This window comes from Shewanella insulae, assembly GCF_009831655.1.
GTDB lineage: Bacteria > Pseudomonadota > Gammaproteobacteria > Enterobacterales > Shewanellaceae > Shewanella > Shewanella insulae.
On sequence record NZ_WRPA01000016.1, the window covers coordinates 31347 to 56695 of the forward strand.

At 53.1% G+C, this 25349-nt stretch carries 27 protein-coding genes; 13 read left to right on the plus strand and 14 right to left on the minus strand.

The genetic code is table 11. The features are described from left to right. Positions 1 to 96 precede the first annotated feature (96 nt). The 10 genes from nqrF to GNT65_RS15970 form a co-directional block, all read right to left on the minus strand. Positions 97 to 1344 carry an NADH:ubiquinone reductase (Na(+)-transporting) subunit F gene (nqrF, locus tag GNT65_RS15925; RefSeq protein ID WP_160798002.1) on the minus strand — a complete coding sequence of 416 codons (1248 nt, stop codon included), beginning with the start codon at positions 1342 to 1344 and terminating at the stop codon, positions 97 to 99. A 47-nt stretch (positions 1345 to 1391) separates the two neighbouring features. Then, positions 1392 to 2000: an NADH:ubiquinone reductase (Na(+)-transporting) subunit E gene (gene nqrE, locus GNT65_RS15930; protein WP_160798004.1), complete on the minus strand. Its 609-nt coding sequence runs from the start codon at positions 1998 to 2000 to the stop codon at positions 1392 to 1394. 5 nt (positions 2001 to 2005) lie between these two features. Beyond that, positions 2006 to 2638, minus strand: coding sequence for an NADH:ubiquinone reductase (Na(+)-transporting) subunit D (locus GNT65_RS15935; RefSeq protein ID WP_160798006.1), 633 nt, complete (start codon positions 2636 to 2638; stop codon positions 2006 to 2008). Next, positions 2638 to 3432 carry a Na(+)-translocating NADH-quinone reductase subunit C gene (locus GNT65_RS15940; protein WP_160798008.1) on the minus strand — a complete coding sequence of 265 codons (795 nt, stop codon included), beginning with the start codon at positions 3430 to 3432 and terminating at the stop codon, positions 2638 to 2640. Before GNT65_RS15940 ends, GNT65_RS15935 begins: the two co-directional genes overlap by 1 nt. Beyond that, the gene (locus tag GNT65_RS15945) at positions 3425 to 4624 is read right to left on the minus strand and encodes an NADH:ubiquinone reductase (Na(+)-transporting) subunit B (protein ID WP_160798010.1); all 1200 of its coding nucleotides are present in this window, start codon (positions 4622 to 4624) and stop codon (positions 3425 to 3427) included. The genes GNT65_RS15940 and GNT65_RS15945 overlap by 8 nt, the downstream gene beginning before the upstream one ends. Further along, positions 4624 to 5958: a Na(+)-translocating NADH-quinone reductase subunit A gene (locus GNT65_RS15950; RefSeq protein ID WP_160798135.1), complete on the minus strand. Its 1335-nt coding sequence runs from the start codon at positions 5956 to 5958 to the stop codon at positions 4624 to 4626. The genes GNT65_RS15945 and GNT65_RS15950 overlap by 1 nt, the downstream gene beginning before the upstream one ends. Before the next feature lie 567 nt (positions 5959 to 6525). Further along, on the minus strand, positions 6526 to 7035 hold the full coding sequence (gene luxS, locus GNT65_RS15955) for an S-ribosylhomocysteine lyase (RefSeq protein ID WP_011866679.1): 510 nt from the start codon (positions 7033 to 7035) through the stop codon (positions 6526 to 6528). 221 nt (positions 7036 to 7256) lie between these two features. Beyond that, the gene (locus GNT65_RS15960) at positions 7257 to 7556 is read right to left on the minus strand and encodes a BolA family protein (protein ID WP_160798012.1); all 300 of its coding nucleotides are present in this window, start codon (positions 7554 to 7556) and stop codon (positions 7257 to 7259) included. 124 nt (positions 7557 to 7680) lie between these two features. Further along, the gene (locus tag GNT65_RS15965) at positions 7681 to 8184 is read right to left on the minus strand and encodes an ACT domain-containing protein (RefSeq protein ID WP_160798014.1); all 504 of its coding nucleotides are present in this window, start codon (positions 8182 to 8184) and stop codon (positions 7681 to 7683) included. A 130-nt stretch (positions 8185 to 8314) separates the two neighbouring features. Beyond that, positions 8315 to 8989 (minus strand): alpha-ketoglutarate-dependent dioxygenase AlkB family protein, encoded by a 675-nt coding sequence (locus GNT65_RS15970; RefSeq protein ID WP_160798016.1) that lies wholly within the window; start codon positions 8987 to 8989, stop codon positions 8315 to 8317. Between the two features lie 110 nt (positions 8990 to 9099). Here GNT65_RS15970 and GNT65_RS15975 point away from each other — a divergent pair, with 110 nt between their 5' ends. Continuing rightward, on the plus strand, positions 9100 to 10308 hold the full coding sequence (locus GNT65_RS15975) for a methyltransferase (RefSeq protein WP_160798018.1): 1209 nt from the start codon (positions 9100 to 9102) through the stop codon (positions 10306 to 10308). Between the two features lie 160 nt (positions 10309 to 10468). Here the strand turns inward: GNT65_RS15975 and GNT65_RS15980 are convergent, their stop codons facing one another. Together GNT65_RS15980 and GNT65_RS15985 are read right to left on the minus strand one after the other, a co-directional pair. Further along, positions 10469 to 11371 (minus strand): sterol desaturase family protein, encoded by a 903-nt coding sequence (locus GNT65_RS15980; protein ID WP_160798020.1) that lies wholly within the window; start codon positions 11369 to 11371, stop codon positions 10469 to 10471. Positions 11372 to 11415: 44 nt separating this feature from the next. Further along, the gene (locus tag GNT65_RS15985; RefSeq protein ID WP_160798022.1) at positions 11416 to 12468 is read right to left on the minus strand and encodes a DUF2804 domain-containing protein; all 1053 of its coding nucleotides are present in this window, start codon (positions 12466 to 12468) and stop codon (positions 11416 to 11418) included. A 227-nt stretch (positions 12469 to 12695) separates the two neighbouring features. Here GNT65_RS15985 and GNT65_RS15990 point away from each other — a divergent pair, with 227 nt between their 5' ends. The 4 genes from GNT65_RS15990 (at position 12696) to GNT65_RS16005 (ending at position 15927) form a co-directional block, all read left to right on the plus strand. Further along, positions 12696 to 13262 (plus strand): YajG family lipoprotein, encoded by a 567-nt coding sequence (locus GNT65_RS15990; RefSeq protein ID WP_160798024.1) that lies wholly within the window; start codon positions 12696 to 12698, stop codon positions 13260 to 13262. A 19-nt stretch (positions 13263 to 13281) separates the two neighbouring features. Next, positions 13282 to 13866, plus strand: a complete 585-nt coding sequence (locus tag GNT65_RS15995; protein ID WP_160798026.1) for a peptidylprolyl isomerase — start codon at positions 13282 to 13284, stop codon at positions 13864 to 13866. A 164-nt stretch (positions 13867 to 14030) separates the two neighbouring features. Next, on the plus strand, positions 14031 to 14363 hold the full coding sequence (locus GNT65_RS16000) for a hypothetical protein (protein ID WP_160798028.1): 333 nt from the start codon (positions 14031 to 14033) through the stop codon (positions 14361 to 14363). Positions 14364 to 14508: 145 nt separating this feature from the next. Beyond that, positions 14509 to 15927, plus strand: a complete 1419-nt coding sequence (locus tag GNT65_RS16005; RefSeq protein WP_160798030.1) for an AmpG family muropeptide MFS transporter — start codon at positions 14509 to 14511, stop codon at positions 15925 to 15927. An 81-nt stretch (positions 15928 to 16008) separates the two neighbouring features. Here GNT65_RS16005 and GNT65_RS16010 read toward each other — a convergent pair whose 3' ends face one another. Continuing rightward, a complete protein-coding gene (locus tag GNT65_RS16010; RefSeq protein WP_160798032.1) occupies positions 16009 to 16494 on the minus strand; it encodes a YajQ family cyclic di-GMP-binding protein in 486 nt (161 codons plus the stop codon). A 422-nt stretch (positions 16495 to 16916) separates the two neighbouring features. Here GNT65_RS16010 and GNT65_RS16015 point away from each other — a divergent pair, with 422 nt between their 5' ends. The 4 genes from GNT65_RS16015 to GNT65_RS16030 all read left to right on the plus strand — a co-directional run bounded on the left by GNT65_RS16015 (position 16917) and on the right by GNT65_RS16030 (position 19962). After that, positions 16917 to 17297, plus strand: a complete 381-nt coding sequence (locus tag GNT65_RS16015; protein WP_160798034.1) for a VanZ family protein — start codon at positions 16917 to 16919, stop codon at positions 17295 to 17297. Continuing rightward, positions 17294 to 18214 carry a ketopantoate reductase family protein gene (locus GNT65_RS16020; protein ID WP_160798036.1) on the plus strand — a complete coding sequence of 307 codons (921 nt, stop codon included), beginning with the start codon at positions 17294 to 17296 and terminating at the stop codon, positions 18212 to 18214. Before GNT65_RS16015 ends, GNT65_RS16020 begins: the two co-directional genes overlap by 4 nt. 123 nt (positions 18215 to 18337) lie before the next feature. After that, positions 18338 to 19849, plus strand: a complete 1512-nt coding sequence (locus GNT65_RS16025) for a sodium-dependent transporter (protein ID WP_160798038.1) — start codon at positions 18338 to 18340, stop codon at positions 19847 to 19849. After that, positions 19846 to 19962 (plus strand): MetS family NSS transporter small subunit, encoded by a 117-nt coding sequence (locus GNT65_RS16030; RefSeq protein ID WP_160798040.1) that lies wholly within the window; start codon positions 19846 to 19848, stop codon positions 19960 to 19962. Before GNT65_RS16025 ends, GNT65_RS16030 begins: the two co-directional genes overlap by 4 nt. A gap of 45 nt (positions 19963 to 20007) precedes the next feature. Here GNT65_RS16030 and GNT65_RS16035 read toward each other — a convergent pair whose 3' ends face one another. Then, positions 20008 to 20892, minus strand: coding sequence for a LysR family transcriptional regulator (locus GNT65_RS16035; protein WP_160798042.1), 885 nt, complete (start codon positions 20890 to 20892; stop codon positions 20008 to 20010). Between the two features lie 152 nt (positions 20893 to 21044). Here GNT65_RS16035 and GNT65_RS16040 point away from each other — a divergent pair, with 152 nt between their 5' ends. The 4 genes from GNT65_RS16040 (at position 21045) to GNT65_RS16055 (ending at position 25292) form a co-directional block, all read left to right on the plus strand. Further along, positions 21045 to 21404 carry a MaoP family protein gene (locus tag GNT65_RS16040; protein WP_160798044.1) on the plus strand — a complete coding sequence of 120 codons (360 nt, stop codon included), beginning with the start codon at positions 21045 to 21047 and terminating at the stop codon, positions 21402 to 21404. A 3-nt stretch (positions 21405 to 21407) separates the two neighbouring features. Further along, the gene (gene gshB, locus GNT65_RS16045; protein ID WP_160798046.1) at positions 21408 to 22442 is read left to right on the plus strand and encodes a glutathione synthase; all 1035 of its coding nucleotides are present in this window, start codon (positions 21408 to 21410) and stop codon (positions 22440 to 22442) included. Continuing rightward, positions 22429 to 24420, plus strand: coding sequence for a flavohemoglobin expression-modulating QEGLA motif protein (locus GNT65_RS16050; RefSeq protein WP_160798048.1), 1992 nt, complete (start codon positions 22429 to 22431; stop codon positions 24418 to 24420). The genes gshB and GNT65_RS16050 overlap by 14 nt, the downstream gene beginning before the upstream one ends. 221 nt (positions 24421 to 24641) lie before the next feature. Next, positions 24642 to 25292, plus strand: coding sequence for a phosphatase PAP2 family protein (locus GNT65_RS16055; protein WP_244952206.1), 651 nt, complete (start codon positions 24642 to 24644; stop codon positions 25290 to 25292). The last annotated feature ends 57 nt before the right edge of the window (positions 25293 to 25349 follow it).

A 25349-nucleotide genomic window follows, 5' to 3' on the forward strand; every position in this document is an offset into this window, starting at 1 on the left:
TGTCCTTAATGATAACCCGGTAACACGCTCCCTAAGGGCCTTTAGGCACCTTAGGAAGCACGATAATCACGGCAATAATATCACAAGAATGATTGCTTAGCCGCCGAAGTCATCCAGCAGGATGTTTTCATCTTCAACGCCAAGATCTTTAAGCATGCCGATAACCGCCGCGTTCATCATTGGAGGTCCACACATGTAGAACTCACAATCTTCTGGCGCGTCGTGGTCACGTAGGTAGTTTTCATACAATACGTTGTGGATGAAGCCTGTGTAACCATCCCAGTTGTCTTCTGGTTGTGGATCAGACAGGGCCACGTGCCACTCGAAGTTATCATTCTCAGCCGCCAGGCCGTCGAAATCTTCAACGTAGAACATCTCACGCTTAGAACGTGCGCCGTACCAGAAGCTCATCTTACGCTTAGACTTAAGACGCTTGAGCTGATCGAAGATGTGTGAACGCATAGGTGCCATACCTGCACCACCGCCGACGAATACCATCTCGGCATCGGTATCTTTCGCGAAGAATTCACCGAATGGGCCAGAGATAGTCACCTTGTCACCCGCCTTCAGGCTCCAGATGTATGATGACATCTTACCGCATGGCAGTGACAGGTTACGTGGAGGCGGCGTCGCGATACGTACGTTCAGCATGATGATACCTTCCTCTTCAGGATAGTTCGCCATTGAGTACGCACGGATTGTCTCTTCGTCAACCTTAGACTCTAGCTTGAAGAAGCCAAAGTGCTCCCAGTCACCACGGTATTCTTCCGGTACGTCGAAATCGGCGTACTTAACATGGTGCGCAGGCGCCTCGATCTGAATATAACCACCGGCACGGAAAGGCACAGACTCGCCATCAGGGATCGCCAGCTTAAGCTCTTTAATGAAGGTTGCCTTGTTGTCGTTAGAGACAACAGTACATTCCCACTTCTTGATACCGAAGATCTCTTCTTCCAGCTCGATCTCCATATCTGACTTAACGTTGACCTGACAAGAGAGACGACAACCGTGACGGGCATCGCCCTTAGAGATATGGTCGAGTTCTGTTGGCAGAATGTCACCGCCGCCAGACTTAACGATCACCTTACACTGGCCACAAGAACCACCGCCACCACAGGCAGACGATACGAAGATACCGTTATCAGCCAGTGCGCCCAGTAGTTTGCCACCCGCAGGTGTTTTGATTGCTTTATCCGCATCATCGTTGATGCCGATAGTAATATCGCCACTCGGAACCAGTTTTGATTTGGCGAACAGAATCACCAACACCAATACCAGTACGATGGCTGTAAACATACTCACACCGAGGTATACATCGATTGGAGTAGATTCAATAATACCCATTAACTTATCCTTTAAGGTTCAAAATCAGAAGTCGTTAGGGTGTCTCTTTAGAGAGACACACCAGAGAACGACATGAAACCTAGAGCCATCAAACCAGCAGTCACAAAGGTAATACCCAGACCACGCAGACCATTAGGAACATCAGCATATTTTAACTTCTCACGGATACCGGCCAGCAGCACAATTGCAAGCGCCCAACCGATACCAGAACCTATGCCGAACACCAAACTTTCACTCAGGTTGTAGTCACGCTCAACCATGAAAGATACCGCACCAAAAATCGCGCAGTTTACCGTGATCAGCGGTAGGAAGATCCCCAGCGCGTTATATAGCGGTGGGAAATACTTATCTAATGTCATCTCAAGGATTTGAACCAGCGCCGCGATCACACCGATGAAGGTGATGAACTTAAGGAAGCTCAGGTCCGCATCAGGAACACCAGCCCAAGCCAAGGCGCCCGGAGCCAAAATACCCTGATAGATGATTTGGTTAACAGGTACTGAAATTGCCAGTACCACGATTACGGCAACACCTAAGCCCATGGCCGTGGTGACTTTCTTAGACACAGCCAAGAAGGTACACATACCAAGGAAGAAGGATAACGCCATGTTTTCAATGAAAACAGAACGGATTAATAGACTAATATAATGTTCCATTACGCTTATCCTTTTGCTTCAACTTGCTCTGGCTTGATGGTACGGATAATCCAGATTAACGCAGCAATCAGGAAGAACGCACTCGGTGGCAGCAGAAGCAGACCGTTTGGCTGATACCAACCACCGTCAGAGATCTTGCTTAGGATCTCGACACCAAATAGCGAACCGTTACCAAACAATTCACGCACGAAGCCAACTGACAACAAGATGGCACCATAACCCAGACCGTTACCGATACCGTCCATGAAACTCATCATAGGCGGAGTCTTCATGGCGTAGGCTTCGGCGCGGCCCATTACGATACAGTTGGTGATGATCAGACCCACGAATACCGACAGCTGCTTAGCCACGTCATAGGCATAAGCTTGCAGTACCTGGTCAACCACGATCACCAGTGAAGCGATAATGGTCATCTGAACGATAATACGCACACTGCTAGGAATGTGGTTACGTATCATAGAGATGAACAAGTTAGACAAGGCCGTTACGGCAGTCAGAGCGATGGTCATTACCAGCGCGGTTTCCATCTTACTGGTTACCGCCAGGGCACTACATACACCCAGGATCTGCAACGCAATCGGGTTGTTACTAATGATAGGTCCAGTCAGAACCTGTTTAAGTTCTTTTGCATCAGCCATTAGCTCAGTCCTCCGTTGCGCGCCTTTTCAAGAAAACGTGCAAAACCTTCTTTACCCAACCAGAAATCCAGTGAATGCTGTACACCGTTACTGGTCAGTGTCGCACCCGATAGTGCGTCAACACCATGAACGCTCTCAGCAACGGCAGGGTTCTTAGTCACCTTGATAGCCAAGTTGCCTTGGTCGTCATAAAGCTTCTTACCTTGCCACTTGGCGATCCACTTAGGATTCTGTACTTCACCACCCAGACCAGGCGTTTCACCTGAACCGGTAAAGTCGTAGTAAACCAAGCTGCGAACCGTGTTCAGGTCAGACTCAACGGCGAGGAAGGCATACATGGTTGACCAAAGGCCGTAACCTTTAACCGGAATGATCACTGTCTGCAGTGCACCGGCGTCATCGCGTACCAGATAAACCACGCCCTTATTCGCCACACGCTTAACCGAAGCGATATCATTTTCAGGCTTGAAAGAGGTCTCAGGAGAACGAGCCGCTTTCTCGGTATCGAATGTGTCGGCATTGCCTTCGGCCCAGTCGCCAGACTTAAGGTCAACCAGCTTAGCTTCAACATACTTGTCGTAAGTCTCAAGAATCTGAGTCTTGCTGACTTCACCGGCGCGGGTATCTACCAGACCGGCGGCTTCAAGAATATACTTTTGCTTATCAAGCAATTTGTTTTCTTGTTGAGTTGGCTTAAGCAGTACGGCCGCAGTAGACACGAATACCGAACAGATAAAACATAATCCAACAACAACAAACAGCGTTCTACCGAACGAATCTTTATTACTAGCCACGAGCAATCCTCCGCTTGATATTCGCTTGAACCACGAAGTGGTCGAATAGCGGCGCAAATAGGTTGGCAAACAGGATGGCCAACATCATACCTTCTGGGAAAGCAGGGTTAATGACACGGATGAATACGGCCATAGCACCAATCAAAATACCGTACGCCCACTTCGCTTGGTTGGTGAAAGACGCAGAAACTGGGTCAGTCGCCATGAACATCATACCGAAGGCAAAGCCCCCCAGTACCATGTGCCAGTACCAAGGCATCGCAAACATAGGGTTGGTATCGCTACCAATTGCGTTAAGCAGCAGTGAGACAGCAATCATACCGACCATCACACCACCAACGATGCGCCATGACGCGATACGGGTATAGATAATTACCAGACCACCTAGCAGAATCGCCAGAGTAGAAACTTCACCGACAGAACCTGGGATGAAACCTAGGAAGGCGTCCCACCAAGCTTGGTTAAAGCCATATTCCAGTGTGCCCTGTGCCGCTTGGCTCAGCGCCGTCGCACCAGAGAAACCGTCTGCAACCACCCAAGTGGTGTCGCCTGACATGTTTAGCGGGTAAGCGAAGAACAGGAAGGCACGACCGGCCAATGCTGGGTTAAGGAAGTTACGTCCGGTACCACCGAAGATCTCTTTCGCCACGACCACACCGAAGGTAATACCTAGTGCGACCATCCATAGCGGAATGGTTGCCGGTAGCGTCAGGGCAAACAAGATAGAGGTAACGAAGAAGCCTTCGTTAACTTCATGGCCACGTACCGAGGCGAACAGGACTTCCCAGATACCACCCACGGCGAAGGTCACCGCGTAGATAGGCAGGAACCAACAGGCGCCATACCACATCAGGGCTGCAACACCCGAGTCAGCCGTCAGTTCGGTGCCGAACAGGCCAAACAGAGCCACTTGCCAGGTATCTGGCGTGGCAAAACCCGCCAGTAAGGCGTCTTGTGCCTGAAGACCCACGTTATACATACCCACGAACATCGCAGGGAATGCACAGGCCCAAACCGTAATCATCATACGCTTCAGGTCTAAGTTATCACGCACATGGGTACGACCCTTGTTTACGTGACCTGGGGTATAAAATACCGTGTATGCCGCTTCGAACAGCGCATACCATTTCTCGTATTTCCCGCCCTTCTCAAACTGGGGTTCAATACTTTTGAAAAACTGTTTCAAGCCCATTAGCCTTCCCTCACAATCGTATCTAGGCAGTCGCGTAGGTACGACGCGTAGTCATACTTACCAGGACATACGAAAGTACATAGTGCCAAATCTTCTTCGTCTAACTCTAACGCGCCTAAGGCAGCTGCGCCGTCGGTATCGCCTGATACCAGGTCACGCAATAGCATGGTAGGAAGAATGTCGAGAGGCATAACACGCTCATAGTTGCCGATAGGCACCATGGCACGATCTGAGCCCCCTGTGCTGGTCGTCATATTAAACAGACGAGACGGTGACAGGTGACCCAAGAAAGCACGCGTGATAGAGAACTTGTTCGCTCCAGGCATAGCCCAGCCGATAAACTCTTGCTCGCGACCTTCTTCAAGCAGAGAAACCTGATTAAAGAAACGTCCTAAGTAGGCGTGTGGGCCAGTTGCTGTCTTACCAGCAAGCACAGAACCTGCGATAACGCGTACATCGCCATCGGCGGCTTCACCGGCAGTAAGCTCGGCAATAGAGGCGCCACTGTGAGTACGAACGAGTCTAGGCTTAAGCGCCTTAGGACCCGCAATCGCTACCACGCGCTGCGTGTTTAACTCACCAGTTGTAAATAGTTGACCGATTGCGATCACATCTTGGTAGCCAACATGCCAAACGGTGCGCTTCGCCGATGCCGGCAGAACAAAATGGATATGAGTACCGGCAAGACCCGCAGGATGCGGACCGGCAAACTCTTCGACTTGTGCGTTGGCCGCAGGAATATCGGCTCCTGGCGCCTTACACAGGTACACCTTACCTTCTGTCAATCGTGCAAGGACTCTTAAGCCATTGGCAAAGTCTTCCTTGTGCTCGTTAATGATAACGGCAGGATCGGCAGCGAGCGGTTGGGTGTCGATAGCGGTCACAAAAATACCGGCAGGCGTTGAATCAACTGCTGGTGCTTTGCTGAAAGGACGCGTACGCAATGCAGGCCACATACCTGACTCGATCAGGTTGTCGCGTACAAGTTGCGGCTCTAAGGTGTCTAACGCTGCGGCATCGTACTTAGCGAAAGAAACGCTGTCGTCTCCCTCTACGTCGATGACGACAGACTGAAGAACACGCTGGGCGCCCCGGTTAATTTCTGAGATGGTGCCACTGGCTAAAGCAGTATATTTAACGCCAGGATTCTTTTTGTCTTCAAAAATCACCTGACCCTTCTGCACTTTATCACCCACTTTGATCTTCATCGTGGGGCGCAGGCCAATATACTCTTCACCCAAAGTAGCTACGTGTTTAATGGCTGGGCCATTATGGATAACTTGCTCTGGTCCACCTGTTATAGGCAGGTCCAATCCTTTCTTTATTGTAATCATATCCACAAGCACTACGTTTATGAAGGAAAGATAATGCGTCGCGTTCCTGCTAAATGAGATAGATTTCAAACATCAGCTATCGCATTGAGCTAGCGCAGATTTATTACAGAAATGCGATCGCAATCACGCTGGTCGGGCGCATTTTACCGTAAATAAATGCTTATCGCCATGAAAAATACGGGTGTTTTAAAAGGGATGCGGGGATTTTTACAGTGAGGAATAGATCACAGTTAGAGAGATTTTTATGATTTAGGTAAACGGAAATTAATTTAGCCCCCTGTCCTAGCAGGGTTATATGGAATTACGAAGTAAAATGGCTTCGCCCAGGGCATCTTTTTTTGCCCACTTTCACCGCATAAAAAACAGCCAAAAAACCGGACTGTTCGACTAAAGTTTAACCACACAATAAGCCAAATTCATCCGGAAGTCGGCGTTAACTTGAGCAATAACGCCGCTTGGCGCAGCGACCCCTAACCGCCTAAAAGAAGATACTAAGAGATAAAAAGCAGCCTAAGCTGCTTTTTATGACGTTTAGCCTTCCAAATGAAGTCAATGACCGAAATGGAATTACAAGCCTTTAAGGATCTCATCGCTGAGCTTGAGGTCATCGTTGCGATTCACATTTACCCCGGCGGCGATGATGTTCTTGGCGATCTCCTTGGCCTGCTCCAGCGAGTGCATCTCGTAAGTACCACACTGGTATTCGTTCAACTCAGGGATCTCCGACTGCTGTTTCACCTTGAGCACATCTTCCATGGCCGCCAGCCAGCATTCGGCCACCTCGGCCTCTTTTGGCGTACCTATGAGGCTCATGTAGAAACCTGTGCGGCAGCCCATGGGTGAGATATCGATGATCTCGACGCGATCGCTGTTGAGATGGTCACGCATAAAACCGGCAAAGAGATGCTCCAGAGTATGAATGCCGCGCTCGCTCAGGATCTCTTTATTGGGTACACAGAAACGCAGATCGAAGACGGTAATGGTATCGCCCTTAGGGGTGGTCATCGTCTTGGCAACGCGAACGGCAGGTGCGTTCATGCGGGTATGATCTACGGTGAAGCTGTCGAGTAACGGCATTATTATTCTCCCAAAATAGTGATGCTCAAACCATCTATTTGCCGACATGCCGAGCACCAGTATGGCGTGCGGCGACAGGATGTTTCCATGCGCCACGATAGACCTACACAATATGCGGTAGGTACCAGGGAAAGTAAAGTGAACTTAGCTCAACGCCATAAAGACAAAAACCACAAGAGTGCTAGCCCTTGTGGTCTTCAATTATCGCCCAGATTTAGGGATTAGCCTTTGCATTTAGGTGAGTTAGGCACCTGCACCTCTTGGTCCCACTCTTCGGGGGTAAAGGTATGCATCGACAAGGCGTGCAGCCCGGCGTCAAACTGCGCCTTCAGTGCCTCGTTAACCGCTCTGTGACGGCCGATGAGTCGCTGACCTTCGAACGCGGCGCTGGCGACGATCACCTTGAAATGGGTCTCGGAATTAGGCGGCACATGGTGGTTGTCGCTCTCGTTGATCACCTCAAGATGCACAGGGACTAAGACTTGGGTGAGCGTATCGATTATCTGCTGTTTCACTGACATGGCTATCGTCTCTATCGAGTAGAAAACTTAAGTGGCCGCAGAGTACTTTGAGTGGCCGCAAAGATCAACTCTCTATCGCCACACTCAGTCGGCGATCACTTAAGCCCAAATGCGACCTATTGCCTCAGGTCAGGCTGACTCTGGCGTCTTGTGAGACATTTTCCAACAGCTCGATAATGCTGTCACCACTGATCTCATCAGGCACAGACACGGCCAACTTGGCAGAGAATACCGTCTGCCCCAGGGTAGAAACATGGACCCGATTACACTCCATCTGTTCCACCTCGAGATCCAGGTTAGACAGGATATCGACTATCTCCCGCGTCAGCCCCGGCCTGTCCGAGCAGTCCACATTAAATCTCAGGCTGCGGGTGTGTTCGCTCAATACCTCGGCCATGTCGCTGAAGCTAAAGGTGAGCTCGGGAAACTGCTGCACAAAATCGGCCTGCAGGTCGGCGACCTTGTCCTCGGCGATCGCCACCTTCATCATGGCGGCAAACCAGGCATCCATCTTGATCACCTTGCTGCTCAACCACTCGCCCCCGGCCTCTCGGGTTAGATTGGCCATTGCCTTAACAACCCCAGGGGTAACGACACCCGTTACCGTGGTCACGAACATCTTATTCATAAGCAACTCCTTCTGGTGGTTATCGCGTCACACAGACATTGTGCAACACACCTGCTCACGATGAGAATAAAACTTTCATCCCTGCAAAGGTGAGAGCTAGGTTACACTTCCCACCTCGACGTTATTCACATTAGCCCTGATGAAAGTGTGGAGTTAAATGCCGATAGGTCAAGTTTAGCCTAGGCTGGATCACCTTGGCCCGTTTCGGCAGTGCATGTTGCCAGCTCGCCTGCATGGGCCAGTGCATGATCAGCAGGTCACCGCTATTGAGCATCAGCTCTACTTTGGTCTTGCTCCGATTATGACGCAGAAAGAAGGGACGACTCGCTCCAAGTGTCACGGAGGCGATATCCGAGCCCGGGACTATCTCCGCCTCGTCATCACTATGCCAGCCCATGGTATCGCTGCCGTCGCGATAGTGATTAACCAGCACGCCGTTGCTGATCAAGCCAAAATCTCGCTGAAGTTTCTCCCGCAGGCGCAGGGCATACTTGGGCCAGGGCTCGGCGCGAATGAACAGCCCTGAATAGAGATAGTCGCAGCCATCGTCGCCAAACCACACCTGACGCCTGGGAATGGCATGGCTGCGGCCAAAGAGTGTGATCTCCGGCCGACTGAAGGGATAGTGCTCGGCCTCATCGATAAGGGCACTTTGCTGGGCCTGATTGAGATAACCCGGGATCAGGGTAATAGGCGGCCTTACGGTCTGAGCCTGCTTACCCGCTTCGTCTGTGATTGCTCCGGTTTCTTTGGCTGCTTCGGATTCGTCACCGATCTCATCGAACCCAAGCGTTTGCTGTTGCATCTGTCTCTTCCTACTCGCCTCGTCGCCTAACTCACACACCGCCAGGCATATACCTCACGGGGCAAATCTGCGATAATCGCCGCCCCAATTTTCAAAGTAGCAGCCTAGCCATGACAACTCAATTCTCCGTTGCCGATATCGAGCTGAGTCTCTCCCGTTATCCTGCCAATCAGGTCTCTAACCTGCAGGCGTGGGACGCGGCGGACGAGCACCTGATAAAACATCTAAAAGAAATTGAGCAGAAGGTAGATAACACAGCAGTCATCAATGACAGCTTCGGCGCCCTGTGCGCCGCCCTCACGGCGCAGGCTACCGACTGGCCCATCTGGGTCGAGACGGATGCCAAGACGAGTCAGCTAGGCACGCTGCTAAACTTCGAAGCCAATCAGTTGAGCCATGATAACCTCACCTGGCTCAACAGCCGTGAGCTGCCACCCCAAGGCATAAATCTGGTGCTGATGAAGCTACCGAAGAATCTCAACTACTTTATCCACCAGCTACAGCGCCTGTCTCAGTCACTGGCGCCCAACACCCCTGTGTATATCGGCGCCAAGGCAAAAGCGATCAACAAGGCATTGCTGGAAACTATCGCCAAACATCTGGGACCCGCCAGCGCCAGCCTGGCCTGGAAGAAGACCCGGGTGATCACCTGCATCGCCGATGGCAAACCAAGAGCCCAGCCGAGCGAGGTGAGTTGGCCGGTGAAGGAGTTTAACCTCACCATCAGCAACCTCAGCAATGTCTTCGCCGCCAACAAGCTGGATATCGGCGCCCGCATCATGCTGGACAATCTGCCTGCAGGCCAGTTCGATACCATAGTAGATCTCGGCTGCGGCAACGGCATCCTGGGGCTGAGGGCCAAGCAGTGTTATCCGGGCGCAGAGGTGCATTTCGTGGATGAATCAGAGATGGCCATCACCTCGGCCAGGCAAAACTGGTTGGCAAATAAACTCGACAATCCAGAGCAAGCAATGCCTCAGGGCCACTTTCACTGGGACGACTGCCTGACCCATCTGGGCGATGAGATAAAACCGGACTTGGTGCTCTGTAATCCGCCCTTTCATCAGGGTGAGGCGATCACAGATCATATCGCCTGGCAGATGTTTCTAGACGCCTTTCATAAACTCAGACCCGGCGGTATGTTACAGGTGGTAGGCAATCGCCATCTGGGTTACCACATCAAGCTCAAGCGGATCTTTAAGAACTGCGAAACGGCCGCCTCTAACGGCAAGTTTGTGATATTAAGGGCCATCAAGTCACCTAAAGGCCCAATGAAGTCGCCTCAAGCTGTGGTCAAGCCGGGCGACTCAACCCAATAGCCTAGTTAACGGAGTCGATTCACTCGAATAGTGCGTTTGAAATGCAGACATAAAAAACAGGGCCTAGGCCCTGTTTTTTGTTTGACGAGTTGAGCTTAGCGGTTAGTCAGAGGAGTTCTTTTCCCCTCGATGACCAAGCGATTCCTTTATTAACCTTCCTTTATGAGGCAAGCTTGCGCTCGGGCTCGGCATCGTTAACCTCATCTTGCTGTTCGGGCGCCGCAGGCGGCGCAAGCATCAAGGCAAGGCGCTGCTTAAGACTTAGCTCAGGTGCTAAGGCCTCACGAAACATGTCGCGCCACTCACTAAAGGTCACCACCAGCGGATTAAAGCTGTTCACCGGCTTGGTGATGCCATACTCCACCGTCTCCTCTTCCTTCACATAGGTGCCAAACAGGCGATCCCAGATGATCAACACGCCGGCGTAGTTCTTATCTATATATTGGGGATTGCGTCCATGATGCACCCTGTGGTGGGAAGGGGTGTTAAACACCCACTCCAGCGGCCCAAGAGTCTTGATCGCCTGGGTATGGACAAAGAACTGCAGCCCCAAGTTAAGCAGCACGGCAAACACCACCCAGTTAGGATCGAAGCCGACCACCACCAGCGGCAGCCAGAAGAGCCACATGCCGGCAAAGGGGTACATCAGGCTCTGCCTGAAGGCGGTGCTGAAGTTCATGCGCTCCGAACTGTGGTGGGCCACATGGGCCGCCCACATCCAGCGCACCCTGTGGCTGGCGCGGTGGAACCAGTAGTAGCAGAAGTCCTGGGCAATAATCAGTGCGATAAAGCTGCCCAGCCCCATCTGAATATCGAAGAGGCGCCAGTCAAACGCCCAGAGATAAAGCTTGGCGATCAATAGCCCGGTGAGAATATCCGCCCCCTGATGCAGGCCCGCCAGGGTGAAGTTACACAGCACCTCGGGCAGATGATAACGGGCATTACCTGGCAAGCGACCACGGCGGTCCCCCAGGTACCACTCGGCCAGGATACAGACAAAAAACAGCGGCGCCAGCACCAGCAAGAGCACCTCCGGGTGCGCGATGAGTGAATTAAAATCCATCTAGTTATTCCTTTATATTCGCTAAATTATTCCCTAAACATGCCCTACCAGCGCGCAAAGTGATCTTCGGTTAAACCAAGCAGATTATCGATACGATGAGTTCGCCCCAGACCGTCGCGGATCTCGCCATCAAAATAACCCAGATACTGCCTGAAGTTGCTCTTCAGCAGCCAGAGATTGAGCCTCTCTTGGCGGCGATTCAGTGGGCGAAAGTTAAGCGCCACCCGGCCGTCCTGGGAGCTTATCTGCCAGCTGGCATCATCCTGAGACGCGGGCGCACGGCTAAAGGCAAAATGCACAGGCCCGAGCAGATGACGTTCACCGTTGATCCAAAACACGTTCTCGTTGCAACCGGTCTCATTTACCCCGGCTGCCAGATTGAGGCCGAGCAAATCGTCCCCCCGATAGCCGTTAATACTGGCCCAGCGCCAGCTGGTCTCTCGGCGCATATAACCGGCGGAAAAATCATAACCCGCCAGTGCGCGATTGAGAGGCTGTGGCTCGTGATGAATAGTCAGGCTACCGCCCACCTTGAGGCCATTGTGCTTTTGCGTATAGGTCCAGCCGCTATAACCTGTCGGATTACACATGGCCATAGGCAGGCTCAAAGGCATAGGTGTGAGCAGCAGCTCGGCCTTGATCTGCGCCGTGTCGATATTGAGCTGCCATATCCCCTCGACGATCTCTATGGTCACCCTGCCCTTACCGCTTCTAAGCTGCGCCCGCCCAGCCCAGGGCGAGTCTGCCAGCTGGCAACCCATGGCCAGCGGCTTGAGCCAGGTGGTCTCTACCAGCCGATTGGCCTTGATGTCATAGAGGTAACAGAAACCTGTGCCGGCATAGCGGATATCGGCGATGGCGACCCCAATCACGTACCTTGGCGTCACCACAGAGACAAACTGGAACTGCTTAAAATGGAAATGCCGGGCGAGATGACTGGCAGGCTTGTCCATCACATTGGTATAGCGAAAGTGCTCCAGGCCAAAGGATTTGACCGGACCATCGAAATGACCATATTGCACCTGACCCGAGCTTGAAATCAGGCTATCCGGCGCCCCCAGGGTCTGCACCGCGCCGGGTTGAATATCCATCTTCATTGCTTGTTATCTTTCTTCTCTTAGTTATCTTTCTTATCTTAGTTATCTTTCTTATCGGGCTGACAGCCTGTTGGCCGCGCCTTTTTAGTGGAATTTTTACTCTAACGCTTTCTGGTTTAAGTTAAAACCCCGGCAAGCAACAAAGCCTTAACAAACTGGGGCCCCGCTGGCATCCCATGAAGATTCTGGTATGCTGATGCCACCTTTTTACAGCATGATTTTCCGCTATGAAACGAATTATTCCCATCATCGCCTGTGCTGGCCTGCTGTTTGGCTGCGCCTCTCATACCCCGACCCATATGGCGCTCAATCCGCAGCTGCCTGCAATTGAATCTCAAGGGATCCCGGCCAAAGCCATCGCCATCGAGATGATAGATACCCGCTCGGCCAACTTTATTGCCCGCTTTAATAATGAAGGGGATGCCGCCAGGCTGGTGAGCCCATCTGAGTCGCCCCGCCGCCAGCTGGAACAGGTGTTTCGTGACGGCTTTACCAAGGCGGGATATCGCATCGACCCAAGCTCGGTGAACCATATGCAGCTGCAACTGGAAAAGCTGCTGACCGACGTCAGCGACACCACCTTTGGCTATCAGGCAACCAACGACATCATCATCAATGTCATCGCCAGTAACGAAAGCAAGACCTTTACCAAACGCTACACGGCCCGAAACCTGGTGTCGGGCCCCTTTAGCGCCGACTTTGCGACGCTTGAGCTGTCGGTCAACGATCTGCTCGGCGATCTGACGGCGAAGATCATCAACGACCCCGAACTCAACCAGTTCATCCAACAATAACTAAGATAAGGAAGTTCATATGAGAATCTGGCTTGGCGCCCTACTATTACTCGCTTTTTCCGGCCTGGCGCAGGCATTGGACATTCAGAGCGACACCATCTATCCCAAGGTCAAATTAGAAACCACCATGGGTGATATAGTGGTCGAGCTGGATCGTAAACGCGCCCCCATCACGGTAGATAACTTTCTCACCTATGTGGTCAAGGGACACTATGACAACACCCTATTCCACCGCATCATCCCTGGCTTCGTGGTACAGGGCGGCGGCCTGAATCCCAAGCTGGAAGAGAAACCCTATGGCGATCCCATAGTCAATGAGTCGGGTAATGGCCTGAGCAACAGCCTGGGCACCATTGCCATGGCCCGCGAAGACAATCCTCACTCGGCCACCGCCCAGTTCTACTTTAACGTGGGCGATAACAAGCGTCTGGATCCCTCCAAGCGCCGCTGGGGTTACGCCGTGTTCGGTGAAGTCATGGAGGGCATGGAAGTACTGGAAGCCATGGCCGAGGTGGAGACACAGATCAACACTAAGCTGGGCTGGGCAGACTTCCCGGTGAAACCTATCATCCTCAAGAAGGCTACCCTGCTACCTAGACAGTAAACGATGGCTGCAGGCTTGAGATAAATATAAGACTTTGCATTCATTCAAAATTAATGGCACTTTCATTAAAGTGCCACAAAGCAGAACATTAAATTTTTTATCTCAGACAACTGGTGGCCAATCCACTGGCTATACTTAGGCCTGTAGTAGCAAGGAGGCGAACGATGACACCAAACGAGTTCATCGATAATAAAGCGCCCCAGCTGGCTCAATATGGAAAAGCGTTTTTAAATAACCAACTCGATTCCAATGAGATCCAGCTTTACTTATGGGACACCCTTGAGGAGTGGGCTCAGTTCAATCATCAGGGTGATGCGCAAACCGATATCGAGCGAGTATTTTGGCACTTGATACACGCCTTCGACAGGTGGCCCGACTGGACAATACGGGGCAATCAGTTCTTGCGAAAGCAGATCGACGATTGCTGCGATTTTCTCAGTCTCGGCGGCACCTGCCCAAGCTGTTGTATCGGTACAAGACCCGGCTCAATGTCATAACGAGTATCTTTACTCAAAATAAGTCAAAAAAAGCCAAGCTCAGTCTCTCGGGACTGGGCTTTTTTCATGACAGATTTTTCACTTTTTATTTGCCGCGCCAGCGTTTAAGCTAACCCCACCTAGCCTGACAACGTCGACTGCCATTTTGATTGCATCCCGAGTTTCCCGATTGCGAGACGCCCTCACCATCTATTTCCACAAGCGGGTATTGATCCTGCTGTTTCTCGGCTTCTCCGCCGGTTTGCCCTTGATGCTGGTGTTCTCAACCCTCTCCTTCTGGCTGCGGGAAGCAGGCATAGATCGCACCGCCATAGGCTACTTTAGCTGGATAGCCCTCGCCTATGGCTTCAAGTGGGCCTGGTCTCCCCTGGTGGATCGCATGTCACTGCCCTTCTTCACCCAAATATTGGGACGGCGACGCGGCTGGATGCTATTCGCCCAAATGCTGTTAGTGCTCGCCATCTTAGGCATGAGCCAGAGTGACCCCTTGGCCGACCTAGAGCGCCTGGCGCTGTTCGCCCTCATGGTCGCCTTCGCCTCGGCCACCCAGGATATCGTTATCGACGCTTTTCGCATCGAATCGGCGCCGCAGAAGATGCAGGCCGCCCTGGCCGCCGCCTATCAGGTGGGCTATCGCAGCGCCATGATTGTCGCCACTGCCGGCGCCCTGACCATAGCCGCCTGGGTCGACCCAAATAGCGAGAGCTATGATCTCGCCTCCTGGCAGACCGCCTACCTAGTGATGGCGGGCCTGATGTTTATCGGTATCTTCACCACCCTGCTGAGCAGCGAGCCCAAGGTCGAGGCCAAGGAGGCGGACGAATTAGAGTCTGCCCTTAAACAGAGCTTATCTGAGCGCTACCCAAGACCCGTGGCCGCTGCCGCCTCCTGGCTCTATACCGCCAGCATACTGCCCTTCGTCGATTTTTTTAAGCGTTACGGCCGCAGCGCCATACTGATCCTGCTGCTGATCTCCTGCTACCGGATCTCGGATATCGTCATGGGGATCATGGCCAACGTCTTCTATGTGGACATGGGCTTCTCTAAGACAGAGATCGCAACCCTCAGCAAGGTCTACGGCCTGATCATGACCTTAGTGGGCGCAGGCGCCGGTGGCATGTTGCTGGCCCGCTACGGCACCATGAAGATCCTCTTCCTAGGCGCCTTTATGGTGGCCGTTACCAACCTGCTCTTCGCCTATCAGGCCATGATCGGCTACAACCTAGAGTTACTGACTCTGGTGATCTCCATCGACAACTTCAGCGCCGGAGTCGCCACAGCCGCCTTTATCGCCTATCTCTCCAGCCTGACCAGCAGTGGCTACAGCGCGACCCAATATGCGCTGTTATCTTCCATCATGCTGCTGTTTCCCAAGTTTGTGGCGGGCTTCTCGGGCCAATATATCGATGCCTACGGCTATGTGAACTTCTTCGTCGCCGCCAGCGTCATCGGCTTCCCCGTGCTGGGGCTGATCGTCTTGGTGCAGAAATACGCCCCCCATCCCAACGGCGACGAGCAGGCCGAGTCCCTAGACTCACCAGATGGGGAGCGGGCGAGAGACTAGTAACTAAAGCTCTCTCGTCTCGATAACAGGCAATAAAAAGCCCCGCTCAATCGGCGGGGCTTTTGACAACAGAGACTATGATTAGTCTCTGAAGTTATTGAACTGGAATGGCTGACCCAAGTCCGATTCGCGGGCAATCGCCATCACCGCCTGTAGATCGTCACGTTTCTTGCCGCTGACGCGAATCGAGTCGCCCTGAATGGCGGCCTGCACCTTAAGCTTGCTGTCTTTGATCAGCTTCACCAACTTCTTGGCCACCAGGCTGTCGATCCCCTCTTTAAAGGTCACCTTAAGCGAGAAGGTCTTGCCGCTGTGAATCGCCTTCTCGGCAACGTCCATGGAGGCTGGGTCCACGTTACGCTTGCTTAGCTGGTTACGCAGCATATCGACCATCTGCTGACACTGGAAATCAGACTCAGATGACAGGGTCACCTGATGATCTTTATAGGTGACTTCGCTCTCGACACCGCGAAAATCGAAACGGCTATCCAGTTCACGGCGCGTATTGTCTACGGCGTTGCGAAGTTCAACTTCGTTTACTTCCGATACGATATCCATCGAAGGCATTTTTATCATCCTCTATTAGGGCCTGTTGATCTTTACTGTTTGTTTTTGCAGCAGTTTGCAGGTGATTTATACAAGGCAGAGCCTGTGTCGTGTAGTATTCTACACAAACGGGCGATAACGCTGTAGAAATGGCCTACAAACGCTGCCCAACGGGTTCATCTAAACGCACACTGCGCTTTGTTGTTCGCCATTCACATAGAGCAACTATGCTTCATGGCTCTCGCCTCGCGCAAAACGCGTTTAGAATGAACAAAAATTAAACTTAAAAGTTCAACAGGCCCTAGCCACTTTATCTGCCCGCTAGTTTACCCGCTCGGGCCTGTAAGCGCCAAAATTTCTTAATGTTGCAACAGGCGTTTGTTAATGACTTTAAGGTGACATTTGTCCTATGATTGGACAAAACCACTCAACCTAAGCGACCCGTGAATTCTCGAAAGACCTTTTTTAAGATAGCGCTTCTTCTTGCCATCCTAGTGATCAGTTACCTGGTTTTCTCTCGCCCTAACTACCCACAAGTGATCCCGCATATGGATAAGGTTGGCCATCTGGGCAGCTTCTTCTGCCTGGCGCTATTGACCCATCTCGCCTTCGAGCCTAAGTGGTACAGCCTGGCAGGGATCCTGGCCGGCTACGCCCTCTTTATCGAGCTTGTTCAGTCTCGCCTGCCCTATCGCAGCGCCTCCAGCGCCGATTTCGTCGCCGACATGGTAGGCGTGCTCCTGTTCTACTTCGGCCTCTGGCTCTATCGCCGTTATATCAAGGCCAGCCTACTCAATAAGATCGGAGCCAAGACTCAATCATGACGGCAAGTGAAATGCCCCACGGCGGGAAGATAGCGATCCTGGGCGCGGGCGCCATAGGTCAACTGTTCTACCACCAGCTATCCGCCCACGGACTCGCCCCCGTGCTGATGACAAGAGAGGCAAGCGCCGGCAGCCAGGCTCTAGAGTTCACCGACCTCAATGGCGAGACAATTAAGCGCCAGGCACAGCTTATCGACAAGTCAGCCCTGGCCAGCTGCGAGCTACTGATTGTCTGCGTCAAGGCCTATCAGGTAGAGGAGGCCCTACAGCCTTTACTCGGCGCACTCTCTGCCGATACGCACATATTATTGCTGCACAACGGCCTGGGCCCACACCTCGCCATCGCGCCTCATCTTGCCGGTCGCGGCCTAAGCCTGGGCACCACCTCCCAGGGCGCCCTGAAACTGGGCAGATGGCAGATCAAACAAACCGGCGCAGGTCTGACGCAACTTGGTCATGGCCTGGGACCAAGACTTACAGAGAGTCTACGCCAGGCACTACTTGAGGCCATCGACGACAGCGAGTGGTGCGAGCCTATCCTACCCATGCTGTGGCAGAAACTCGCCATCAACATCGCCATCAATCCGCTGACCGCCATCAACGGCTGCCGCAACGGCGCCTTGATTGAAGATCAGTATCGCCCGACGATTCTGGCGCTAATCCAGGAGGTGCTTGCCGTGGCAAACGCCGAGGGAATAGCGCTTGAACAAGATAGGCTAACCGAGCGCGTCTATCGGGTGATCCAGCTGACCGCCAGCAACTACTCCTCCATGCATCAGGATATCCATCATGGCCGCCAGACTGAGATTGAGGCGATCACCGGCTACCTGCTGAGCCGAGCCGCCGTGCGCGGCATAGACACACCGGCCAACGAGGCCATCTACCGCCAGCTGAAGTCCCTAGAGCAGGGCGGTTAAGTTCACGTATCAGCCCAAACACCAGCCAGCCATTAGCCAGATTTAGGGCAGGACAATTTCTGCCCGCACCTCGACATAAGCGTCTAGAATTACAGTTAAAAGGCGCGAGGCTCGAGGTAATCGATGAAACGAGAGCAATGGAATTCTAGGGTAGGTTTTATTTTAGCGGCGGTGGGCTCGGCCATCGGCCTGGGCAATATCTGGCGATTCCCCTACATGGCCTATGACAACGGTGGCGGCGCCTTCTTCATCCCCTACCTGTTTGCCATGATCACCGCCGGCATCCCCTTCATGATAATGGAATTTAGCCTGGGGCATAAGATAAAGAAAACCTCGCCTCGTATCTTCGCCCAGCTCGGCCATACCCTTGGCTTCAGACTCGAGTGGCTAGGTTGGTTTCAGGTATTTATCGCCGCGGTGATCGCCGTCTATTATGTGGCCGTCATAGGCTGGACCCTCTCCTATCTCAGCTTCTCCTTCAGTCAGTCCTGGGGAGAAAACCCCAATGACTTCTTTTTTAATCAGTATCTTAAGCTAGGCAACAACTCCCCTTCTCATCTGGGAGAGTTTCAGTTCGGCATAGCCGTCGCCATGAGTACCGCCTGGCTGATGACCTTTCTTGCCGTCTTCACCGGCGTGAAGGGCGGGATCGAGCGCGCCAACAAGATCATGATGCCCATGCTGTTCATCATGGTGCTGGTACTAATAGGTCGCATCCTGTTTCTGCCCGGCGCCCTGTCGGGGTTAAACTATCTGTTCGAGCCCGACTTTAGTCGGCTGCTGGATGCCCAGGTGTGGTCGGCCGCCTACGGCCAGATCTTCTTCACCCTCAGTGTCGGCTTCGCCATCATGCTCGCCTATTCCAGCTATCTGCCAACCAAGGCCGACATCAACAACAACGCCTTCATGACGGTATTGATCAACTGTGGCTTCTCTATTCTGGCGGGGATTCTAATCTTCGGTGTGCTGGGCTATATGGCCGAAGAGCAGATGAAGCCCCTGACCGAGGTGGTCAGCTCAGGCATAGGCCTGGCATTTGTCACCATACCCACGGCCATCAACCTGATGCCGGCACCCTATATACTCGGCCCCCTCTTCTTTATCGCGCTGACGATAGCTGGTTTAAGCTCACACATCTCCATCATAGAGGCGGTCACCAGTGCCGTTATCGATAAGTTTCACGTGCGCCGCAAACCCGCCGCCGTGCTGGTATGTAGCATGGGATATCTGGTCTCCATGGCCTTTGCCACCAACGGCGGCCTACTGCTATTGGATCTGGTGGACTACTTCATCAACAACATCGCCCTACTGATGAGTTGCCTGCTGGAACTGGTGATCATCTCCTGGCTACTCAAGGTCACTGTGATTCATCAACACGCAAACGAGCATTCAGAATTTAGGGTCGGCGGTTGGTTCGTGGTCTGCCTGCGCTTCATCAGCCCGGTCATTCTGGCCACCATTTTGGCGAAAAATCTCTATAACACCTTAGTCAATGGCTATGGCGATTATCCTATGGCCGATCAGCTGATCTTAGGTTGGGGTCTGCTGGGCACCATGCTCTTCTTCGCGGTGCTGATCAACTTCACCAGCAAGTCGCCTGGCTATCCAGACAGACACTCGGGAGGTAAAACATGAGTAGCAGCGCCCTTATCATGATGCTGTTTGCCCTGACATTGACCTGGGGCGGCGCCGCCCTCTGTATCGCCATCGCCATCAAGCGCAAGCAGAGAGATGAGGCCGACGATTAGTCGGCCCCATCCCCCAAGCCATCACGGCCAGCCCTGCTATGACAGTCAGCCGAGCTGACCTATCTGTTGTAGGCTAAAGGCGGTCAAAGGGTCTATATCCTTGACCAGCTCTTCAATCTTGATGATCGCCTCGAGTGAGCCGCTATCTTTACGGTAAGAGAGATAGATGGGACGATTCCAGGGCTCTACATCCTCGACACGATGGAGCTGCTTGGACTGCAGAAAAGGCTCGACGATCGACAGCGGCAGATAGGCCGATCCCGCCTTATCCAAGATGAAATCTAGGGCGATACGCCCAGTAGAGGTACGCAGATAAGGTGGCGGCATACGATAATGTCGCTCGGCGTGCTCCGAGGCGAATCGCGTCCCCCAATCCACATAAACATATTTGTCGCTCAGCGCCTGTGCCTGATCGCAGGGCTGGGTCGATACCAACACAAGAATGAGATCGGCCACCTGCTTACACACCAACTCCTCCGACTTAAGCGGATCGAAGGCGAAGGCCATGTCTAGGGTGCGCTCCAGCAAGTTACGGTTTAACTGCTCACGACTGAGGGCTTCGGCCTGGAAGCCGTAGCCGCCGAAGGCGTCGGTCACCTTACTCAAACAATGCTGAAGATAGGCATCCCAGATATTAGGGGTTCCCGCCATGGTCAACTGCAACGCCTTGTGGCTGCTCAGGGCCAACTCGTTCTTCGCCTGCTCTAGCGTACTCACCATCACCTCGGCATAGGACACCAGACGCTCACCCGAGGTAGTGAGTTGAATGCTGTTGCGATTACGCACAAACAGGGCGGAATCGAAGAAGGACTCCAACTGCTTGATGCGGGCGCTAACGGCCGCCTGGGTGATATAGAGGTTCTCTGCCGCACGGCCGAAATGCCGGGTTCTGGCCACCTCTAAAAAAGTCTTAAATACTTTGACGTCCATTTTAGCCTCTCGGTCAATTTCACCGAGAGAATAACAACTAATCCTAATGGTGACGATAAAAAAGTTTTGTTTCTCTTTTGGCGACAAAAATCATAATTTCGCGATCGAAAAACCCTGTAGTTACAGCGTTGCTATCACAGTGAGAGGTTGTTATGTCAGAAGAGTCATTTCGTTTTGGTCAGAAGCGTTTTTTTGATGACAAAAACTTTCCCCGCGGCTTCAGCAAATCCGGAGAGTTCACCTTGTCTGAAGCTGAATTGTTAAGCCTATATGGCGACACTATGCAGGCCTTTGAAGCAGGCGCTCTAGAGCCTGAAACTGCAGAGGAAAAACACTTTGTTAAGGTACTGAAACACCCCAACAAAGCCAATACCAAGCTTGAACATGTATGGTTGAAATACACCAAGCTTACCCGCGAACCAAAAAAGTTCCACACCCTAAACAGCACGAGTAACAAGCGTGTTGAACAGTATGAGTATGTGGAATCTCCCCCAGAAGATGAGGTTGCTTAAAGAATGCACATCTGCTTTTTGATGTACCCGTGGGAGCGTATCGATCCTGAAAGCGATACCACCCTGAGATTAGTTCATGAGTGCGCGCAGCGTGGTCATACCGTTGCCATCACCACCACCAGTGGGCTCACCATTCGTGACAGTAGCGTCTACGGGTTTTGTCAAATCATCAAGAAGGGGATGAAGATATCGGACAACATTCCCCGCTTTTACCGCACAGCCGAATTCCATAAGGCGCGTCTGCCCATGGCCGGCTTCGACTGCATCTTCATGCGTGCCAATCCGCCGCTGGATAACCTGGCGCTCAACTTCCTGGATTCGGTCAAGGGCGATACCCTGATCATCAACGATCTCGAAGGTCTCAGGGTCGCCAACAACAAGCTCTACACTGCCAGCATGAGCGGCGCAGCGAGCCGCTACATACCCACCACCCATGTGTCGAAGAACCGCGACTACCTGCAACGTGTACTGGAAGAGAGCGACAGCGACAAGATGATCCTCAAGCCGCTAAATGGCTTCGGCGGTCATGGCGTTATCGTGATCGAAAAGAGCGCGCGCCAAAACTTCAGCTCGCTACTGGACTTCTATATCGGCACGGATGAGCAAAGCAACTATGTGATCCTGCAAGATTATATCGAGGGTGCCGAGGAAGGCGACAAGCGCATCCTGATGCTCAACGGCGAGCCTATTGGCGCCATGCGCCGCGTCCCAGCCAACGGCGAGTTCAGATCTAACGTCCATGCAGGCGGCAGCGTGGTCAGACACACAATCACACGTGAAGAGCGCGAGCTATGCGCCGCCATCGGTCCTAAGCTGGTGCGCGACGGCCTTTACTTCACAGGTCTGGATGTGATCGGCAACAAGCTGGTCGAGGTCAATGTCCTCAGCCCAGGTGGCATCACGCGTATCAACAAACTCAACAGGGTCCGCCTGCAGAAGCAGGTGATCGATTTTGCCGAAAACATCATCAACTCCAAAGAGCTATTGATGCAACGTAAGAGTGCATATCGTCAAGCGGTAGAAAATGCAAACCTATAGTCTCGACCAGATGATCTCCCTGATTAAACGCGGGGAGACATTCTCAGGCCTGCTGGCCTCCTCCGGCTGTGTGATCACCATCCAAGAGTATCTGCCCGTCGTGTGCACCGCGATCCACGCGGGGCACAACCTGCGCCCTGAGCTGATAAAACTATGTCAGCTGAGCGCCGAGGAACGTTATTTCGAGGAAGATCCCTTCACCGACGAGGTGATCGCCTCGCAGCCGATCACCCTGGCGGGCTGCGATTCGCGCTTCGAGTACGATCTCAATCGCCCCAAGAGCCTGAGCACCTATTACAAGTCCGCCTGGATGAAGCAGGTTTGGCGTAAACCCTTAAGCGCAAAGCAGCGCGCCATCAGCCACGCCAAACACCAGGATTTCTATCGACTCTACGAGGCGCTGATCGCCAAGTTGGAGAGCCTGTTCGGCATGGTGATAGTGTTTGACCTGCACTCCTACAACTACAAGCGTATCGAGAAGACGACACCCGTATTTAACATAGGCACCGCGCAGATCGACATGGAGCGCTGGGGCAGCGTGGTCCACAAGTTCAAGCGTGAGCTCAAGCGCATCACCCTGCCCAACGTGGAGGTGGACGCCGAACTGGATCTGGCCTTCGAGGGCCGCGGCTACCTGATCGCCCACACCAACGCCCGCTTCGATCGCACCTTAGTGCTGCCGACTGAGATCAAGAAGGTGTTCATGGATGAATTGACCGGCGAGGTCTACCCCATAGTGCTGGACGATCTCAAGCTGGGACTGAAGAACGCCTTTAGCGCCACCAGCGCCTACTTCCAGCGTAAGCTCAATCGCCAGAGCAAGACCCGCCGCGCCGACATGCTCAGCAGCGCCATCGAGCCCGAAGTCCTGGAGATAGACGCCGCCCTGTTCCGCCTGGCCCAGAAGGTCGACACCTTAAAGTATGTCAACCCGACCAACCTGGCGGCCGAGCGGCGACGCTTTATGAAGGCGCCGAGTCGCTTTAAGCCGAATTTCGCCTACCGCCAACTGCCCATAGATGCCAACGAGTTCAAGTATCGCCTCTATCGTCTGCCCATAGACAATATTGCCGACCCCGGGCTCAAGCAACTCTACAAAGATATCGTTAACAAGCTGGGCGAACAGATAGACCTCTTGACCAGTGTCGGTCAGGAGGGCTTCGTCTACAACTCGCTGCGTTATCATGGTCGGCCGGATCAAAGCGCCATCGGCAATGCCAGGTTTCTGCTGTACGCCAAGGAGATCCCCGAAGAGAAAGGGGAGAGCCTGGACGCCCAGCAGGTATGCGAAATGATGAAGCTGAGCGCCGACCAGTGGCAGATGCGCTGCAAGATTAGTCTCAGCGGGGCCATAGTCGCCCGCGCCATGGTCAGCTCAAACCCGGCGCAGCTGGCGATCAGCAGCCATGCCAAGTTCCATGAGAGCGAGGTACAGCGATTGATCCAGCACGAGCTTGGGGTCCACATGGCTACCACGCTCAACGCCAAGCAACAGTCGCTCAAGGTATTGCGTCTGGGCCTTCCCGGCTCGACCTATACCCAGGAAGGCCTGGCGATCCTGGCCGAGCTCAAGGCGGGCTTCATGGCTCACTCGCGCCTCAATACCCTGGCCGCGCGCGTGCTGGCGGTAGATTCTATGCTCAAGGAGCAGGATTTCTATCTCACCTACAGTTATCTTATCGATGAGCTGGATTTGGACAAGGAGGATGCCTTCGTGACCACGGCTCGCGTCTATCGCGGCGGTGGTTTCACCAAAGATCACCTCTACCTGAGTGGCTTCCTGGAGACGTTGCATCTGTCTCGTACTCGCAGCCTGGACAACCTGCTCGTGGGTAAGGCCAGCCTGCAGTACCTAGACCTACTCGATGAACTGGTGCAGCGCGACTGGCTTATCCCGCCTAAGTTTAACGTCTTCCCGGCCAGTAACTTAGAGGATAGCCCTAACCTCAACTATCTTATTGAGAGCCTGCGCAGCTAAGCTAATGGGTATTCGGTCACTCGTCATGGCAGGGTAACTTGCTGCCATGACGCTTACGTCTGCTTTTCTGTCACGCGCCGACAGGCACTGCGAACAAGTGCAGCGAAAACCAGCAAGCATCGACGATTGCCGCGCCAAATAAGCAGAGTGTGAAGTCGCAAACTTTGCAACACTTCAGATTTGCCTTAGGCTAGAGCTTTCTCCCCAAGATGCGCGATTCAATGTTAAAACACCTGTTTCCCCGCAGCCCTAAGGGCACTCTGCTCCTCTATGGCCTGCTACTTACCCTGGTGCTTATCTCGGTTCACTTCATAGATCGCCAACTGGCGGAGCTGATGCATGCCCAGCAGCTATCCCATCCCGCGCTAAAGCTCTTGAGTAAGACCCCCTTGCTACTGGAGTTTCTCGCAGGGCTGACCATCTTCGCCTGTGTCAGTGAGCGATTTCGCGCCAGGTTTCAGGCCCTGGCACTGGAACTGGTACTCACCCTAATATTTGCCTTCTCCATTCGCTGGGTCGCCAAACAGCTCTTTGGCCGCACCTGGCCGGAGAGCTGGATAGCCCTGGACGATGGCCACAATCCCTCCTGGGTCGCCGACCGCATCGAGGCGTTTCATCCCTTTGCTCAGGGGCTCGCCTACGACTCCTTCCCTTCGGGACATGCCCTGCTCACCTTCGCCCTGGCCTTCACCTTCTGGCGCCACACACCTAAGTTGATGCCTCTCTGGCTTGCCTGCATGCTCGCCGTCATCACAGGCCAACTGAGCCTTAACTATCACTATCTCGGGGATCTGCTGGCCGGGGCGAGCTTCGGCCTACTGGCTAGCCAACTAGCGCTGAGTCTGCACAGTTGGCTTAAAAAACGAATGTAAATTCGGCCGGGGAGGTCCTGGCGACAAACTGTGTAAAAAAAACGTTAATCCGCCCTG